This window comes from Vibrio sp. Y29_XK_CS5 (genome assembly GCF_024181835.1).
Taxonomy (GTDB): Bacteria; Pseudomonadota; Gammaproteobacteria; order Enterobacterales; family Vibrionaceae; genus Vibrio; species Vibrio harveyi.
Genome location: NZ_JAMZAM010000001.1, coordinates 388,630 through 406,110, shown reverse-complemented (window position 1 = coordinate 406,110; position 17,481 = coordinate 388,630). Strand labels below are relative to the sequence as shown.

The 17,481-nt window shown below is 44.1% G+C and carries 20 protein-coding genes; 15 read left to right on the top strand and 5 right to left on the bottom strand.

All coding sequences use genetic code 11. The features are described 5' to 3' along the window. Positions 1-86 precede the first annotated feature (86 nt). The 3 genes from NL647_RS01965 to NL647_RS01955 all read left to right on the top strand — a co-directional run bounded on the left by NL647_RS01965 (position 87) and on the right by NL647_RS01955 (position 1,489). The gene (locus NL647_RS01965; protein ID WP_253649539.1) at positions 87-632 is read left to right on the top strand and encodes a glutathione peroxidase; all 546 of its coding nucleotides are present in this window, start codon (positions 87-89) and stop codon (positions 630-632) included. Between the two features lie 11 nt (positions 633-643). Continuing rightward, the gene (locus tag NL647_RS01960; protein WP_017188703.1) at positions 644-1,090 is read left to right on the top strand and encodes a DUF3429 domain-containing protein; all 447 of its coding nucleotides are present in this window, start codon (positions 644-646) and stop codon (positions 1,088-1,090) included. A 153-nt stretch (positions 1,091-1,243) separates the two neighbouring features. After that, positions 1,244-1,489, top strand: coding sequence for a hypothetical protein (locus NL647_RS01955; RefSeq protein ID WP_005453516.1), 246 nt, complete (start codon positions 1,244-1,246; stop codon positions 1,487-1,489). Positions 1,490-1,544: 55 nt separating this feature from the next. Here the strand turns inward: NL647_RS01955 and NL647_RS01950 are convergent, their stop codons facing one another. Next, a complete protein-coding gene (locus NL647_RS01950; protein WP_005453513.1) occupies positions 1,545-2,144 on the bottom strand; it encodes a thiol:disulfide interchange protein DsbA/DsbL in 600 nt (199 codons plus the stop codon). Between the two features lie 87 nt (positions 2,145-2,231). Beyond that, positions 2,232-2,609 (bottom strand): hypothetical protein, encoded by a 378-nt coding sequence (locus tag NL647_RS01945; protein WP_017188701.1) that lies wholly within the window; start codon positions 2,607-2,609, stop codon positions 2,232-2,234. Positions 2,610-2,802: 193 nt separating this feature from the next. Here NL647_RS01945 and NL647_RS01940 point away from each other — a divergent pair, with 193 nt between their 5' ends. Both NL647_RS01940 and NL647_RS01935 read left to right on the top strand, forming a co-directional pair. Beyond that, entirely contained in the window at positions 2,803-3,108 is a 306-nt protein-coding gene (locus tag NL647_RS01940; protein ID WP_009696260.1) for an isoamylase early set domain-containing protein, read from the top strand. A gap of 230 nt (positions 3,109-3,338) precedes the next feature. Next, a complete protein-coding gene (locus tag NL647_RS01935; RefSeq protein ID WP_005453507.1) occupies positions 3,339-4,058 on the top strand; it encodes an SDR family oxidoreductase in 720 nt (239 codons plus the stop codon). Positions 4,059-4,142: 84 nt separating this feature from the next. Here NL647_RS01935 and NL647_RS01930 read toward each other — a convergent pair whose 3' ends face one another. Both NL647_RS01930 and NL647_RS01925 read right to left on the bottom strand, forming a co-directional pair. After that, the gene (locus NL647_RS01930; protein WP_005453505.1) at positions 4,143-4,598 is read right to left on the bottom strand and encodes a prepilin-type N-terminal cleavage/methylation domain-containing protein; all 456 of its coding nucleotides are present in this window, start codon (positions 4,596-4,598) and stop codon (positions 4,143-4,145) included. A 170-nt stretch (positions 4,599-4,768) separates the two neighbouring features. Continuing rightward, the gene (locus NL647_RS01925) at positions 4,769-5,422 is read right to left on the bottom strand and encodes a GntR family transcriptional regulator (protein WP_005453503.1); all 654 of its coding nucleotides are present in this window, start codon (positions 5,420-5,422) and stop codon (positions 4,769-4,771) included. A 148-nt stretch (positions 5,423-5,570) separates the two neighbouring features. Between NL647_RS01925 and NL647_RS01920 the strand changes: the two genes are divergently transcribed. From NL647_RS01920 to NL647_RS01880, 9 genes are all read left to right on the top strand, one after another. Beyond that, positions 5,571-6,926, top strand: coding sequence for an FAD-dependent oxidoreductase (locus tag NL647_RS01920; protein ID WP_009696263.1), 1,356 nt, complete (start codon positions 5,571-5,573; stop codon positions 6,924-6,926). A gap of 10 nt (positions 6,927-6,936) precedes the next feature. Next, complete coding sequence (locus tag NL647_RS01915; RefSeq protein WP_009703179.1) at positions 6,937-8,061, top strand: mandelate racemase/muconate lactonizing enzyme family protein; 1,125 nt, start codon at positions 6,937-6,939, stop codon at positions 8,059-8,061. Positions 8,062-8,249: 188 nt separating this feature from the next. Beyond that, positions 8,250-9,854 (top strand): BCCT family transporter, encoded by a 1,605-nt coding sequence (locus NL647_RS01910; protein WP_005453498.1) that lies wholly within the window; start codon positions 8,250-8,252, stop codon positions 9,852-9,854. A gap of 169 nt (positions 9,855-10,023) precedes the next feature. Beyond that, on the top strand, positions 10,024-10,737 hold the full coding sequence (locus tag NL647_RS01905; RefSeq protein WP_005453495.1) for a response regulator: 714 nt from the start codon (positions 10,024-10,026) through the stop codon (positions 10,735-10,737). Next, the gene (locus NL647_RS01900) at positions 10,737-12,023 is read left to right on the top strand and encodes an ATP-binding protein (RefSeq protein ID WP_009696266.1); all 1,287 of its coding nucleotides are present in this window, start codon (positions 10,737-10,739) and stop codon (positions 12,021-12,023) included. Before NL647_RS01905 ends, NL647_RS01900 begins: the two co-directional genes overlap by 1 nt. A 133-nt stretch (positions 12,024-12,156) precedes the next feature. Beyond that, positions 12,157-12,549 (top strand): glycine zipper family protein, encoded by a 393-nt coding sequence (locus NL647_RS01895; RefSeq protein WP_009696267.1) that lies wholly within the window; start codon positions 12,157-12,159, stop codon positions 12,547-12,549. A 174-nt stretch (positions 12,550-12,723) separates the two neighbouring features. Further along, on the top strand, positions 12,724-13,080 hold the full coding sequence (locus NL647_RS01890; protein ID WP_005453489.1) for a diacylglycerol kinase: 357 nt from the start codon (positions 12,724-12,726) through the stop codon (positions 13,078-13,080). 21 nt (positions 13,081-13,101) lie between these two features. Continuing rightward, positions 13,102-14,754, top strand: a complete 1,653-nt coding sequence (locus NL647_RS01885; RefSeq protein WP_017188696.1) for a phosphoethanolamine transferase — start codon at positions 13,102-13,104, stop codon at positions 14,752-14,754. A 122-nt stretch (positions 14,755-14,876) separates the two neighbouring features. Further along, complete coding sequence (locus NL647_RS01880) at positions 14,877-15,809, top strand: Gfo/Idh/MocA family protein (RefSeq protein ID WP_009696269.1); 933 nt, start codon at positions 14,877-14,879, stop codon at positions 15,807-15,809. Here the strand turns inward: NL647_RS01880 and NL647_RS01875 are convergent, their stop codons facing one another. After that, complete coding sequence (locus NL647_RS01875; RefSeq protein ID WP_033008007.1) at positions 15,810-16,733, bottom strand: GlxA family transcriptional regulator; 924 nt, start codon at positions 16,731-16,733, stop codon at positions 15,810-15,812. A 120-nt stretch (positions 16,734-16,853) separates the two neighbouring features. On the opposite strand from NL647_RS01875, the gene NL647_RS01870 reads away from it, so the two are divergent. Next, positions 16,854-17,372 carry a cysteine hydrolase family protein gene (locus tag NL647_RS01870; RefSeq protein ID WP_253649538.1) on the top strand — a complete coding sequence of 173 codons (519 nt, stop codon included), beginning with the start codon at positions 16,854-16,856 and terminating at the stop codon, positions 17,370-17,372. Positions 17,373-17,481: the final 109 nt, after the last annotated feature.

The window sequence follows — 17,481 nt, the reverse complement described above, 5'->3', positions numbered from 1 at the left end:
AAAGCCGCTGAACTCAGCGGCTTTTTTGATCGATTTGGTTCCTTTTCTAGTAGTTATACTTAGTAAAAATAAAAGGAATCAACATCATGAAAGGAATTACTCGCAGCGCACTTATCGCGACACTACTCTCCACCAGCTCTTTGACTTTTGCATCGAGTTGCCCAGATATCTTGCAAGGTAAGCAACGACTTATCAATTCAACAGAAGAAATAGCCCTGTGTGATGCCTTTAAAGGCAAAACACTATTGGTTGTGAACACCGCGAGCCAATGCGGCTTCACTCCCCAATTCGAGCAACTGGAACAGCTACACCAAACGTACAAAGATCAAAACTTTTCAGTTGTCGGCTTTCCTAGTAACGACTTTCGTCAAGACCGTGGTAGCGAAGAGAAGACCGCAAAAATCTGTTACCTCGACTATGGTGTCACCTTCCCTATGATGGCTAAAACGTCTGTCCTAGGTGAGGATGCAAATCCAGTATTTACCCAGATCAGTACCCAAGCGGGCATTACACCGAAATGGAACTTCTACAAGTTCTTGATCAATAAAGAAGGCAAAGTCGTCGCGACCTTCCCAAGCTCAACCTCTCCAACAAGTACTACGCTTACTAACATGATTGAACAGCAACTGTAAGGAAGGCTGCTATGACAACCACACGTACGACGATGTTGCAATTGGGTTATTTGGGGCTGTTGCCATTTCTGTTCAGCTTGGTTCTCATCGTTACGGAAAGAACTTTGTTTAACTTGTCTGGGGAACAATTTTTTATCGCTTACAGTGCAGTGATTTTGAGTTTTCTCTCAGGGGTACTTTGGGGCAATGCTATTGATCATTTTTATCACCGCTTGAGTCGCAATGCATTGGTGCTCAGTAATTTATTTGTCCTACTCGCTTGGGGAGCGCTACTACAAGGTAACAAACACTATGTGATTGCAACTCTGTTATTGGCTGCTGGTTACATTGCCGTTTGGTACGCGGAAAAGCTGATTCGGAAAATAGAAAAAGAGGCGGAGCCAAAAGGTTACCAGATGATGCGAGGCAAGCTCACGACAGGCGTAGTGCTCATGCATGGGTTGGTTTTAATTGCATAATCTGGTCTGTCTACCTACCAGATCACAAAATTACTGTTGTTATATAAAACAATGTTCATTTCGTGAATCTATAGCAATTTTGAACACTGTTTTGTTCCAATTATGAACAGGCAAGCATATAAGTACTCAAAAGCATTCACAAAGGATATGAATATGTTTTTTCGTAAACTTCTTTTTAGTACTGCAGTTATCAACGCAACAGCAGGTTGCGTGTCTTACCAAGCTCATCAAGCTGCGGTCAATACGGTGAATAACACTGGCGTGGTTTTAAATACCGTGGTGAAAACCACTATAGCCCAACCTTGTAACGTTGCCGTCACCATGGCGAGCTTGTTTTACCCAAACGCGATCTTTATGACCGATATGCCAACAGCAGCTTGCACAGCCGTCCTACGCTAAAGCGAACAAAACAAAAAAATGGTGACCTCATTGGTCGCCATTTTTCATTTTATAATTAAAGCGTTAGTAAGTAGTTTACCAACTTGTTGTACTCATCGTAGCTTCGGATTTCGTTCGGTAATACGATGTACTTGTTGTTAACAACCACCCCCGGAACACCAGTCAACGTACTTTGCTTAAACTGCTTATCGAAACCCTTTTGCATCGAGTTTACGGCAAAGCTGTTGTATGCCGCATCAAATTTCTTACCATCTACCCCATTGTCCACAAAGATTTGCTTCAATTCAGCTTCATTTTGAGGTGCTTGACGTTTCTGGTGAATTTGAGCAAACATCGCCGGTACCATCGTCTTCTCTACGCCCAAAGACACCATTGTCGCGTATGACTTCGCCATCGGCACCGCCATATTGCCGCCCATAAATGCGACATGTACTTTCTCAAAACTCGCGTCTTTTGGTAGCGATGGTTTTAGGTTATCGATGACTGATTCAAATTTGTAACAGTGTGGGCAATAGAAAGAGAAAAATTCGGTTACTGTCGGTTTCTTCGACTTCTCTACGTCCAACACTTTGTAATGTTTACCCGCTTCAAATTGCGCAGCGTGAGCAGTGAATGCCAGTAATAGAGTGCTACAAAGAGCAAATAGCTTTTTCATGTTTGATTCCTTCAGGCACACGTGTGCCGTATTCATTAGTGAGTTTTTAAAAAGCCCAGCAGGGCTGGTTTGTGATGAATAAAAGGATCAAACAATAGGAGGACGGTAAGGTTTATAAACCACAGTCACTGCTTTCGGTGTGGGTGATTTATCGATCAGTGCGAGGCTATGCGGGAGCAAGATGACATCATCTTGCAAAAGGTTAGTTGGAATTTTCACGATACAGGAAGAGCTGCAACTGGTATGTGCTTGCTGCCCTTTTTCCATCAAGTGATCACTATGGTGCGACTCGATGCAATCCTTATTATCTACACCCATTTTTTGATGAAGTTCAGCGACAGGGTCTTTGTTTGAACTCACATCAATTGGTGCCGTTGCTGCACGCACACTCGACACGACACCCGTTAGCAACATGGCTAATAGACAAAGCATTGTCGTCAGGAATGTACGGTTAAAACTCGGCATACAACTTCTTCAAAATATGGTGAATCTTCATCATACAGAATCCTTCTTTTCATACAAGCCAATCACTTAGTAGCACGTTCACAAACCAGAGGATTCTGACACTCGATACCGACTGCAATGCCGATAACACTTGAAATCCTTATGAAACCTGAGTAATAGTTAGATCAGTTTTTGTACAAACAAGGAAAGATTAATGCTTAAAAAGAGATTCTTTAAAACAAAAGACGAAGTCGAAGTCACGTTCGAGCTAGACAAAAACCAGTGGGAGTCGATTCAAATTGCAGGCGACTTTAACAACTGGCAACCAGAACCAATGAAGCTCGTGAAGAAAAGTGGACAGTTTAAATTTAAAACACGCTTGCCGAAAGAACAGAATATTCAGTTCCGTTACCTATTTAACGAAGCTGAGTGGGAAAACGACCCACAAGCGGATGCCTACGTACCAAATGGTTTTGGCAGTGATAACAGTGTCGTGTGCACTCAAGAGCAACCAGCTTAATCACACAGACAGAAAAGATAGGCGTACTCAGTGCGCCTTTTTTATCGCCAATTTTTCATCGAGTTACCATTAATTGTTGCTATACAACAACAGTGTTTTACCTAAAGTGATATATATCAACAAAAGTCATTTCCTTAATATACCCACATCGCAGCGAGATAGATGTTCTTAACTAAAAGCTGCTCTCATACAAAAGCAACTCTCAAACAAAGAGATGAAGGAAACAAAAGATGAAAAAACTGATTGTAATTACAGGTGCAAGTTCTGGTATCGGTGAAGCAATTGCCCGTCGTCTAAGCGATGAAGGTCACCCACTTCTTCTTCTTGCTCGTCGTGTAGAACGTTTGGAAGCCCTAAACCTGCCAAACACGCTATGTGAGAAAGTAGACGTAACAGACAAGTCTTCATTTGAAGCTGCGATTGCGAAAGCGGAAGAGAAATTTGGTCCAGCTGATGCACTAGTAAACAACGCAGGTGTGATGCTACTTGGTCAAATTGACACACAAGATGCATCAGAATGGAAACGCATGTTCGACGTGAACGTACTTGGTCTGCTAAACGGCATGCAGTCTGTGCTTGCACCAATGAAATCACGTAACAGCGGTACTATCATCAACATCAGCTCAATCGCAGGTAAGAAAACGTTCCCTGATCACGCAGCTTACTGTGGTACTAAATTTGCGGTTCACGCGATTTCTGAAAACGTTCGTGAAGAAGTCGCAGCATCGAATGTTCGTGTAACAACAATTGCCCCAGGTGCGGTAGAAACCGAACTGCTTTCTCACACAACATCGCAAGAAATCAAAGATGGTTACGGCGCATGGAAAGAGGACATGGGCGGCGTTCTTGCTGCTGATGACATCGCACGTGCAGTTGTATTTGCTTACCAGCAGCCACAAAACGTTTGCATCCGTGAAATTGCATTAGCACCAACTAAGCAACAGCCTTAATCTATACAATTTTAAGACGACGAAATTCAAAAAGCGGCTTCAAAGCCGCTTTTTCTCTTTATGTAATCAACGCTCTTCATGGAATCAGCAATCTTCGGTAAATGAGGCGACCGTAACGCTACCGCCGGAGACAGCATCTTTGTAATAAACGTAGCATTTCTTGTGCCACACGTTATCTTTCGTAAAGCCAATAAACGCTTCCCTACCCGCGGCATCACTGCCTTTGTTTGTAACGTAAACTTGCTCAGCATCGATATTAAAGCTCCGCAAAACATTATCTCGGTGTGCAGTGGGATACCCATTACAGGTATAAATGTCATCGATATAGGTATAACACTGGTTTTCAAGGCCTTGAGTCAGGGCCTTAGAGAACACAATATCCGAGCCTGTTTTCATCACCGCTTCGATTTCTTTTAATTTTGCCACGCGTCCATCACTAAAAAAACCTAAAATTCGAGGTGCAGAAGTGACAGACACGAGGGCCAATACAACGACAACAATAACCAGCTCTAACAAAGTAAACCCTTTGCTTCTCCTCATAATCTATCTCTCTACAAATCCAAGCAAGCCACCAAAGTAATGAAGAAAATTATTTCATAACCACACAGTCGCCACGTAAGCGTTTGTAAGAGGTCGTGCACTTCGTAGACAAAAAAGCCGAGCAGTTGCTTGCTCGGCTCAATCGGCTAACACTGAAGAAGAAACCTTCTTTACTTCCTCGGCTTAATCGTTCGATAAGCCACATCAGTTAGGTAGTCATTTAGGCGATGTGATGCCGTGACCGCTTCCTCGGCATCAGTATGGCTGACAGCGCGTAAAACGGCAGCATGAAGAGAAGATGCTTCAACCAAATCTGAGTCTTGGTTTTTAAATGCAAACCAAAAGCGACGGGATAAACCTTGTAGTGGTGCCATCGCTAACTGTAGATATTCATTACATGCAGCTTTGACGAGCAAGGTATGGATTTCTTTAAGTAAAGACGCGTAAAGCAGGTCATCTTTGTTTTCTGCACAAGCTTCTAACTGCTCAGCCAACATTAACATCTGCTGCTTCTCTTCAACACTTGCTCGCGAGGCAGCGTAGTTGACACATAAGGCTTCAATGTCGCGACGGACTTCTAGGATCTTTAGTTGGCTCTCGACAGAGATTGCTGGGATTTGAATTCCACGTCGCGGGTGGATCTCAACCATACATTCATAAGCCAATCTTTGTAACGCTTCTCGAACTGGCGTTCGCCCAAGCTCTAACTCTTCTGCCAACTGCTTTTCACTGACCATACTCCCTGGTTCTAATTCGCGGAAGATGATCATTTTTTCAAGTTTGCTGTATGCAACTTCTGTCTTATTGACTGAATTTACGGTCATTCTCGTTCCTATTCCATTGATCAATCTTTTAGTGAGCAATCTCACGATAAGAAGTTTTGCCATTGTACCAAAAAAAGAAATACGAATATATTAAAAACATACAACTGATATATCAGATGAACATCAGTCATCTATTAGTGAGGTAAGAATGAAATCTTGGAACATTATCCGTCGTTATGAACACACTCCTGACCTACCTGTTTTGGCTGAAGTAGAAGTGTTAGTCATTGGCGGAGGTCCTGCTGGTGTTGCCGCAGCTGAAACGGCTGGTCGTCTAGGTAAGAATACTTGGCTAATTGAGAAATACGGTTTTTGCGGTGGTGCTGCCGTCGCGGGCTTATCTGGCACTATTTGTGGTATGTACATGGCATCGGACGATGAAAATGCACAGCCAGAACAAGTAGTATTCGGTTTTACAGAACGTTTTCGTCAAGCATTAGAAAACAAAGGTGGTGTCACTGCTCCACAGCGTTACGGTAAAACGTACACAGTGACGCACGATCCTTTGATGTGGCGTGAAGTTGCTGATGATTTCCTAGAGCAAGCAAATGTCAAAACTCTATTCCATACGTCAGTCACTGGCGTGATCATGGAAGGTGACACATTTAAAGGCGTGATCATCGAATCAAACGCAGGTCAAAGTATCATCTTAAGTAAACAGATCATCGACGCTTCTGGTGATGCTGCTGTGGTAGCTCGTGCGGGCATGGATTATTACTTTGGCGACAATGGTCGTATCCAAAACCCAACCATGTTCTTCCGTTTTGGCGGTGTCGATATGGACACTTATCTTGACTACTACGGCAACGACACGATCTGCCCTCCAAAAGTCACCGAAAATATTCTTGCAGCCAACGAAAGCGGCGAATACCAGTTGCCACGTCATAAGATTTGGATTTTCCCGACCACACGCGCGAATGAGCTGATGGTTAATGCGACACGCCTTGCAGGTCAAGATGGACGCATGCTGAACGTCATTGATCCTGAAGATTTCACAGAAGCCGAAGTGTTCGGTCGTCGCCAAGTTCGTGAGTACGCCCGTTTCTTGAATAACTTTGTTCCTGGTTGTGAACAGGCATTCGTTGTCGACACCGGTGTAGAAGTCGGCATTCGTCAAACGCGCTCTATTGTTGGTATCGAAACGCTAACTAATGAAGACGTTGTTAACTGTCGCAAGCGTGAAGACGGTATTTGCCGTACCCCTTGGCCTATTGAATTGCACTCCGGCGATAAACCAAAACTGCACTGGCTAATTAACGATTATTACGACATTCCATTCCATACGCTAGTGCCAGTGGTTGGTGAAAACATCATTGTTGCTGGCCGATGCTTGAGCGCTGAACACGAAGCGCTTGCTTCTGCTCGCGTCACCGCGCAATGCTTTGAGCTTGGTCATGCAGCTGGCGTTGCTGCTGCACAAGCGATTGATACAAATACGGCGATTCGTGACTTAAATGTCGCGGAGATTCGCGCCACCATGATTAAAAATGGCTCACGCCTGTAAGGACTGAAAAATGACCGAACTAAAAATTGAACGTGTAGAACTTTACGCTGTAGCAGACCGCGATGCAGCACCTGTACCATGGGCAGATAACCAAGAACCTTTGTTATACACCAATAACATCGTCCGTCTAATTTGTAACGATGGTACAGAGGGGTTAGGCGCAACAATCAGCTACACAGAGAACGATTTTGACCGCTGCATTATCGAATCTCAACGCACCATAGTTCCAGGTTTACTGGGTAAAAATCCATTGGCAACTCAAGAGCTCTACAACTGGTTAATGGCGCGTTGTACTTGGGGTGGTCTGCCGGCTAAAGCGCCAATTGATATTGCAGCATGGGACATCAAAGGCAAAAAAGCGGGCATGCCTCTTTACATGCTTTTAGGTGGCGCTCGAAACAAAATGTTGTCTTACGCATCGACGCCAATGTTCGACACCGTAGAAGAGTACTTCCCGTACCTAGACGACTGTATTGCACACGGCTTTAAAGCAATCAAGCTTCACTGCTACTGCGTGTACGAAAAGGACGTTGCCCTTGTTGACGCAGTTCAGGCTCGTTACGGCAAAACAGGCATTCGATTCATGCTTGATACGGCAACCTTCTACACGCCAGAACAAGCAATGGCAATGGCCAAACGCCTAGAACGCTACCACTGGGAATGGTTAGAAGCACCAGTTTCTGATTACGACTACAACACTTATAAACGCCTAGTTAAAAACACTGACCTTGAGATTTCTAGTCATGGTAACTGCTTGTTAACACTGCAAGAAGTGACCTATGCCTTATCACAAGAGATGTGGTCTGACATTCGCCAAGACGCGACAGTTTGCGGTGGTATTACACCTTTAAACAAATGCTTCCACATTGCAGAGGGCTTCTCTAAGAACCTAGAGATCCAATCAATGGGTTACACGCTAACGCAAGCCGCAAACCTGCACGTCGCTCTTGCGCATAACAACTGTAAATTCTTTGAACAATTCTACCCTTACGAAGACTTTGAGCTAGCGTCGAAAACCGTTATCCGCACCGACAAAGAAGGTTATGTCCGTGCTCCTGAAGGCAATGGCTTAGGTGTTGAAATGGATTGGGACAAAGTGAAAGAAATGTCTGTGGCGTCGTACGTTTTCGAATAAACCGCATGCTTCACGACATAAACAATTAATACAGAGACAGCAAAAGACTGACATCCCTCTACCCCTACACTGTCTGCCTTTCTAATTACTCGTATGGGAACGGGAGAAAGGCAGACACCCTGAGTGTCAGTGACAATAAACAAGGCCGTCCGAGTATTCTCATTAATAGACAATATTGGAAAGTCACAATGAAATTGAATACTTCAGAAATCGACTGGAAACTTACTTTTGGCAGTTTTGGATTTGTACTGCTTCTAGGTATTCTTGCAGTGGTATACCCAGAAGCCGTAAAAAGCACCATGAGCGGCATGCTAGATTTTACCGTCATTAACTTCGGTTCTGGTTTCCTTTGGTACACACTTTTTGCAACAGGTGCCCTATTGTTCCTCGCCTTTTCTAAATATGGCGATATTCGTATGGGTGACACCAAACCTAAGTTTACGAAATTCCAACTGTTCGCAATGGCATTGTCTGCGGGCATGGGTGCAAGCACCATGTACTGGGGCTTTATTGAAGCGGTATACTACTTCATGGACCCTCAGTTCGGTATTACAGATAAAGCCATGGCAATGGAATACGCTACGGCTTACAACATGTTCCACTGGGGCGCAGCAGGCTGGTTTATCTACCTCATTGTAGCCATCCCATTCGCCGTCGTATTCTACCTAAAGAAAAGCCGTCGAATGAGCTTAAGTGGTGTCATTAACTCACTGTTTGATGACCGATTACCGGTTTGGGCGCAAAAGTTTATTGACCTACTGTTTATCATCACAACGCTTGCCGCAACCGCATTAACATTAGGTTTGGGCATCCCGATGATTTCCTCTAACCTAGCGAGCTTAACGGGCATTCCAGACAATTTAATGTTGGGTATTGGCGTTATCCTTGGGTTGTCAGTGATCTTCTCTCTCAGCTCTTACATCGGCATTGAGAAAGGCATGGCCCGCCTATCTAGTGCAACCATTTATATCTGTGCAGCGTTTGTTGGCATCATCTTCATCATCGGACCATCAGCTCTGATCATGAACAACTTAACCAATGGCATTGGTATCATGTTGACTGAATACATCCGCATGAGCACCAACACAGATCCATATGGCACAACGTTGTTCCCTCAATACTGGACGGTATTCTTCCTAGCGAACTGGATTTCTTACTCACCGGGTGTAGGTGTCTTCATCACTAAGATCATCCAAGGTCAGAAGCTAAAAGACGTGGTTCTCATCCTCGTGATTGGCGGCACAATGGGCTCTGCGGTTATCTTCGGTGTATGTGGCACCTTCTCAATGGATCTTGTAAACAACGGCGTCGTTGATGGTGTCAAACTGATTGGTGAAGGTCAGCCAACTGAGTTGGTGAAGCAAGTATTTGACTCAACATCTATTCCAATGTTGCTAACCGCTATCTACCTAGTCACGATGATTCTGTTTACAGTAACAACACTAGATGGCACCTCGTATTCACTAGCAGGCATCGCAACTAAACAGCTAGATGAAGAAGCAAACGTAAACCCAATGTTTCGTCTGTTCTGGTGCTTATTGCTAACAGCACTACCAATCATCTTCTTACTGATTAATGCTGACTTGAATATCCTTAAAGCGTTCCCTGTACTGATCATCGTATTGATCGTGCCAGTGTTCTTCATCGCGGCGGTTAAAACACTCCAATACCTTAAGCAAAACTACGGACAAATTATGGAGCATCAACGCCAACAAGACGAACTTCTTGCAAAACAAGCACAAGAGCAACAAGTTGAAGTAACAAACTCGACACCCGCTCCTCAAGCTAGCTAGCATCGACTTCTAACTCTCAAAAGCTCCGATAAACGTCGGAGCTTTTTTTATTGGTTGTTAAGTTCAATCACTACCGTCTATAAATTCCACAAGACTATTGATGTTTATTGAAATCACTGACAAATTTGTTTAAGTTTCAGGAAGAATTCCTACAAAGCGCATCACTGCCATGAATGTACAAGACACTAAGCAATCAATTTTCATCGTTGAAGACGATCCTAAACTGCAAGCCATGTTAAGCGAATACTTTGTTGAACAAGGCTTCGACGTCCGTTGTATCGATAATGGAACAGATGCTCCAGATGCGATTATAGAGGCTCAGCCCGACCTCGTACTGCTTGATTTAATGTTGCCTGGCCAAGATGGATTGAGCGTCTGCCGCCAGATTCGCGAGTGCTTTAAAGGCAAAGTCTTGATGCTAACTGCTAGCGACGATGATTTTGACCACGTCGCTGCCCTTGAAATCGGCGCAGATGACTTCGTAAACAAGCCAATCAAACCACGAGTTTTGCTTGCTCGAATCCGCATGCTTTTGCGTCGTAAGGAGGCAACGACGTCTGATTCCGATACTTGTCTAGAAGTGGGGTTATTATGCCTTAACCGCCTACGTAAGGCTTGCGCTCTAAATCATGAGCCCATTGCCCTAACCGATGGTGAATTTGACTTACTTTGGGTCCTCGCAAACCACCCTGAACAAACTCTTTCTCGCGAGTGGCTAACAAAAACCTTACGTGGTATCGAATATGACGGCACTGACCGTACTATCGATAACCGCATCGTTACCTTACGCAAAAAGCTGGGCGACAGCACCACTCCACCACAAAAGATCATCACTGTGCGTGGTAAAGGCTACTTGTTTATGCCTGATGCTTGGAATGCGTAATGAAACGTATTTATCTGGAAAGCTTCTTAGGTCTGATTATTCTTTTTGTCGCCAGTTTAGTTGGTTACGAAATCATTGTTTATCAACTGAACACTGACTACGATTACCTACTGGAAGAGCATGAGGCGCAAGCTTTCCATGAGCTTATTTATCCGATTTATCGTGAAAAAGGTGAAGACTACACCATTCAACAATTGGAGAAATTCGCAACCTCTAGCCATATGTTGTTGATCGCTCAAGAGATGACTAGTGTCCCTCTTGAGGTTCAACAGGCTTTCGATGAAGATCCTTCCGTCAATACCGCGTTTGATGAGGATCGAGATTTATGGTTTCGATTTGAACCAGGCTCGCCAGTATTCAAATTAAGCCAAAACCCCAACAGCCCAATCATTCAAGCCATTAATTTTGACGACAATATCGTTTGGCTGTTCTTCCTCGCTGGATTTGCACTGTATTGTGTTCTGCTGATTTGGTTTTTAAGCCGCCGCGTAAGAGCATTAGAGAAGGTTACGATGGATTTTGCATCCGGTGATTTTAATGCTCGCGCCGATACTTCCAGCGCGAAGTCGGTGGGAACATTAAACAAAAGCTTTAACCATATGGCAGAGAAGGTCTCTCGTCTTATTACGAGTAACAAAATGCTAACCAATGCTGTCGCTCATGAGTTAAGAACACCAATCTTCCGACTCCAGTGGCAAGCCGATCTTCTGGCGGACGCTTCGTTAAATGAGCATCAGCAAAAATACGTCGATAGCATTGTAGAAGACATTGACGATATGGAAAAAATGGTTGAAGAACTGCTCTACTACGCAAAAATGGAGCGACCAAATTCCGAGATACAAACATCTACCGTGGTGTTATCTCGCTTTCTTCAATCGCTTCTTCCTAAATGGCAGCGCGATACGCCTTTATCCATTGTGATTGATGATGCCGAATCACAAGGCGTGGTTGTCAACGCCGATCCAACACTGCTCAAACGTGCACTCGATAACCTACTTCGCAATGCAATGCGTTATGCGAAAAAGCAGATCGTTTTGGAGCTGGTTGATACTCCCGACCACTGCTGTATTCAGATCCACGATGACGGCTGCGGAATTGAAGAGAAAGACTGGCCTCACTTGTTCGATGCATTTTATAGCGCCGATAAAGCGCGAAACAAAAGCACCAGTGGTTTTGGCTTAGGGCTCGCCATCGTAAAACAGATTGTCGAGTTACAAGATGGCTGCGTGTCTGTCTCTCACAGTCCTTTGGGCGGCGCATGCTTTACGGTATGCTTTCAAAAATAAAATCATAAACTTATCAGTAACTCCTATCTTGTTGTTACAAAACACGACATTTCAATACATACGATAGACAGAGCTCAAAAATAAAACAGTGTACATTTAATCCATCAATTCACAGCAATAATGGATTACAAAAATGTATAAACACCTTTTTCTCCTCACCCTTTCTTCCACACTTGCTGCTTGTGCCTACAACCAAAAGCCTGTCGTTGATATGACCAATGTCGACCAAGCTCAATACGAGCAAGACTTCGCTTATTGCCAAGGTTATGCCGAAAAAGTCGACAAAGGCGAAGCGGCGAAAACTGAAGCAAAAAATGGAGCTGTGACGGGTGCTCTTGTTGGTGCCGTAGCTGGCGCACTAGAAGATGGCGTCGGTGGTGCTGCCGTAGGTGCCGTAGCTGGTTCAGCAGTCGGTGCTGGCGCAGGTGCACTTGGCGGTGCAAATGACTCAACCAAAACCCAATCGCTCGTGCTTCGTAAATGCCTAGCAAATAAAGGCTATACCGTATACGACCTTGATTCATAACGTATAAATTAGCATCAATTGCATAAAATAATGGTCAGGCGACATCTTTTTCACAAATGTTTCACGCTCGACCTATTACTCTCAACTTTCGCAATTTGATGCCTTTTCTTTTATCAGGGGATGCTTATCCCTCAAGCGCCCCTTCTTTTTTGGCTCAGCAGTATAGGCCCCATTTTGAAACCAGGAAAAACAGGCATTCGCCGGATATTGGACGCAACCGGCTATTCACTTCAAGGATTGAAAGCAGCATGGATTAACGAAGCAGCATTTAGACAAGAGTTAGTACTGACGTTAGTACTCTCTATCGCTGCATTCTTGCTTCCCGTCACCATGCTTGAACGAACAATGATGATCAGCAGCTTGCTGCTGGTTGTAATAGTTGAATTGATTAATTCCGCCATCGAAGCGGTTGTCGATCGTGTCAGCGATGACTGGCATGAACTCAGTGGAAGAGCCAAGGACATTGGTTCCGCAGCAGTATTTGTTGCGCTTGTTCTCGCCCTATTTGTTTGGGCGTCGATTTTAATTTAGTTACATCGAAGTACGTCAATTATGAAGACAATTGAACTACCAACTAAAGGTCTCTCTTACGTTACCTTTACGCTTTTACTCGCCTTGTATTTCGCCCTTGTGGTGAACATTCCCATTTACAAGGAATTGGTTCACATCCTTACTAATCTCGATCAAGTTAAGATCGGTTTCATTATTACCATTCCCATCTTCTTTTTTGCAGCGCTGAACTTCTTATTCAACTTGTTCAGTTGGCCTTGGATCAGTAAACCATTCTTTATCTTATTGCTGATCACCTCTGGTATAGTGAGTTACGCGAGCTACAACTACGGCACACTCTTCGATACCGACATGATCACCAATATTGTCGAAACTGATACCAGTGAAGCAAGTTCTTACTTCAGCGCTTACTCGTTGATCTGGACAGTTTTGATGGGGGTACTTCCTGCATTACTTGTCTTTAAAGTGAAGTTTCAACCGCTAAAAGGAAACTGGCTAAGATTCACATTAACTAAAATCGTCTCAATGCTTGCTTCTTTAGTGATCATTGCCGTGATTGCTGGTTTGTATTACCAAGACTACGCATCCGTTGGTCGTAATAATAGCTACCTAAAGAAAATCATTATCCCTACTCAGTACGTGTATGCGATCTCTAGTTATGTCAAAGAAACCTACCTGACAACGCCACAACCATACCGTGAGATTGGCACTGATGCTAAGCAATCTCAGCTAGCTTTAGAACAAGCCAAAGAGAAGCCTACTCTGGTTGTCTTCGTATTAGGAGAAACTGCGCGTACTCAAAACTACCAAATCAACGGTTACGATCGCGAAACCAACCCATACACCAGCAAGCTAGACGTCATTTCATTCCAAGACGTTTCCTCTTGCGGTACAGCAACAGCGGTGTCCGTTCCTTGTATGTTTTCGCAACTGCCTCGTAGCGACTTCGATCGTAGTACAGCAGATAACCAAGACAATGCTTTGGATATAATGCAACGTGCTGGCATTGATTTGATGTGGAAAGACAATGACGGCGGAGATAAAGGCGTCGCGCATAAGATCAATAAGATGGATGTGGACCGCAGCCAGAAAAATGAACAGTGCAACGGCAGCACTTGCTATGACATCGCATTGCTAAATAACCTAGATGATCAAATCGCAAGCATGAAAGGTAACCGCCTTGTTGCGCTGCATCTCATTGGTAGTCATGGTCCAACGTATTTCCAACGCTATCCAAAAGACAAAGCCTTCTTCCAACCAGACTGCCCTCGTGCAGACATCGAAAACTGTAGCGTTGAACAAATCGTCAATACTTATGACAATACTATTCGCTACACGGACTTCGTTTTGGATCAAACTATAGCGAAATTGAAAGCGCTAGAAGACAAATACAATACGGCCATGATTTATGTTTCTGATCACGGTGAGTCTTTAGGTGAAAATGGCTTGTTCTTACACGGCATGCCTTACGGATTGGCGCCTGATTTCCAAAAGCGTGTTCCTATGATACTTTGGATGTCTCCGGGCTTTAAGCAAGCTAAACACATCAATACTGATTGTTTGGAACAAGAGGCGCAACAAACCGCGACGCACTCTCACGATAATGTATTCCACTCTTTACTCGGCATCATGGACGTAGAAACCGATGCTTATGATGGAGATTTGGATATCTTTAAAACCTGCAGAACATCTTAGTATCAAACAGCACGATAAAGCCTGATTCATATGAATCAGGCTTTTTTATGACCTTTTGCTCTCAGAAATCCAACAGGTTCTCGTTATAATGTTTATCCCGTCAACGAACAAAGTAGAACCAAATGAAAATTGGCATCATTGGCTTGGGCGACATTGCTCAAAAAGCCTACCTTCCAGTTATCACCCAGATTCCAAATGTTGAACTGGTATTTTGTACCCGTAACGCAAATACACTTAACACACTGGCTCAACAATATCGCATCACAGAAACCTGTCAGGACTACCAACAGTTGGTTGGCATGGGTGTGGATGCAGTAATGATTCATGCAGCGACGAGCATTCACCCTCAAATCGCATCTTTCTTTTTAGAACAAGGCATCCCGACATTTGTTGACAAACCTTTGGCAGACAGCGCTGCTGAGGTGGAAAAGCTATACGAACTAGCAGAACGCGTGAATCAGCCTTTGTATGTCGGTTTCAATCGCCGTCACATTCCGCTCTACAATCAGCATATGCCGGGCGTACAGCAAGGCGAACTTTCAGGCTTGAAATCAATACGTTGGGAGAAGAATCGTCATCAATTACCGGGGGATATTCGTACCTTCATTTTCGATGACTTCATCCACCCTCTCGATAGCGTGAACATTACGAAAAAAGCAGATCTACAAGACGCTTACATTACTCACCAAATGGAAGGCGACCAACTGGCTCGTTTAGATATCCAATGGCAGCATGGTGAGACACTGTTTCACGCATCAATGAACCGCCATTTTGGTATCACAACGGAGCGAGTCCAAGCTTGCTATTCAAATAAAGCGATTGAATTTGATTCATTTGTTGAAGGGAAAATGTGGCAAGACAATCAAGAGCAAAAGCTCAGCTTGAAAGATTGGACGCCAATGCTAACCAGTAAAGGTTTCCACTCTATGTTGCTTGATTGGTTTAACGTCATTCAGTCAGGTAAAGTCGCCACTGAAATTGTCCAGCGCAACATTGCTAGTCATCAACTTGCAGAAGCGCTCTGCCTTCATATCGAACACGTAGCACGTCGTTAATTAAGCACTAAAACGAGCGCGGAATGCTTTGGGTGCCAGTCCCATGGTTTTAATGAATACTTTTCGAAACGCGCTCGCATCTTGATACCCCACGTGGTAAGCAATCGCCTCAAAAGCGAGGTTGCTTGATTCCAGCAAGTTACATGCTTTTTGTACCCGGAGGTGTTGTAGATACTGATTCAAGTTCAAACCTGTCGCTTTTTGAAAACGTCTCTGAAGCGTGCGCTCAGTTAAACAACTGATCTCCGATAGAGCTTGGTTTGAAATCACATGGGAGAAATGATCGGCCATGTAGTGCTGAGCACTAAGAACGGCACTATCGCCGTGTTGAAAATTAGGCATGAATTGCTGATAAAAACGTTGCTCTCTGGCACCAGTATCAACCACCAGCATCTTTCCCAATAACCGCATCACCGAAGGCGTGCTTAACTGAGATACCAACTCCAGCCCCAGATCGAGCCAAGACATCATGCCACCAGCCGTGATGACACTGCCCTCATTGATAAGGATGGATTCTGGCTTAAGCCTCACGTTAGGAAACTTGTCTCTGAATAACCCTGCCAGCCCCCAGTGTGTCGTGCACGCTTTGTTGTTCAACAAACCAGCTTGAGCGAGAACAAAAGCCCCGGCACATGCAGACGTAACAACCGCTCCTGCTTTGTGTTGCTCAAACAGCCAAGACGTTAACGCCTCACTTGGCGAAAGATAATATTGCTCCGCGCCGCTTGGCGGCAATATGACGACCGTGAAATCACCATCTCGAATAACGTCTTCTTGCCAATCAATGATGTCTGCATCAAAGCGACATTCAGCACCCAACTCAATCGCAGCGTGGCTTGCCATCTCAAACAGCTCCTGCAAACCATAGACTGACGCTTTTGAAGCCCCCGGATAGTTCACAATAGCAATGTTTATCTTGTTCATTCCAATTGTCGTTTTTAACCTATTTTTTGTCATTTTAGACACTGAGCAAGATAAAAGAAAGCACGCATAATAGCTCCCATACCAAAGCAATACATTCACTGAAAACAAAAGGAAAACACCATGAGCCAAGCAGCACTTCTTGTTATCGATCTACAAAACGACTACTTCCCAAACGGTAAATTTCCTCTATGGAATACAGAAGCAACACTAAACAACATCAAGAGCGCAATTGCTAAAGCGAATGAGAAAAATATTCCTATCATTCATATTCAGCACATTGCGGATCCGGCAATGGGTATTGCACCTTTCTTTAATGAGGGGTCCGAAGGTGCTGATATTCACCCTGAGATCTTATCGCTGGCGCCGAGTGCAGATGTAGTTATCAAGCACTTTGCAGACAGCTTTGAGCAAACAAACCTTGAAGAAGTGCTGCAAAAACATGGGGTAACAGAACTATTGGTATGCGGTATGATGACGCAAAACTGTGTCACTCATACTGCGATTTCTAAAGCGGCAGAAAAGTATGATGTCTCAATTCTTATGGACTGCTGCACAACGGTTGACGAAATGATCCACAACATTGCCTTACACGCAGTCTCTACCCGCGTCCCCCTAATAACTGCAGAACAAAAGCTATAAACGAAATATTATAGAGGTATGCATAGAACGCATACCTCTATTCACTTTTTGTAATTTGTCTCGCTAGACAATTATCTCTACACTTCGCGCTCATTTTTCTACTTGAGCG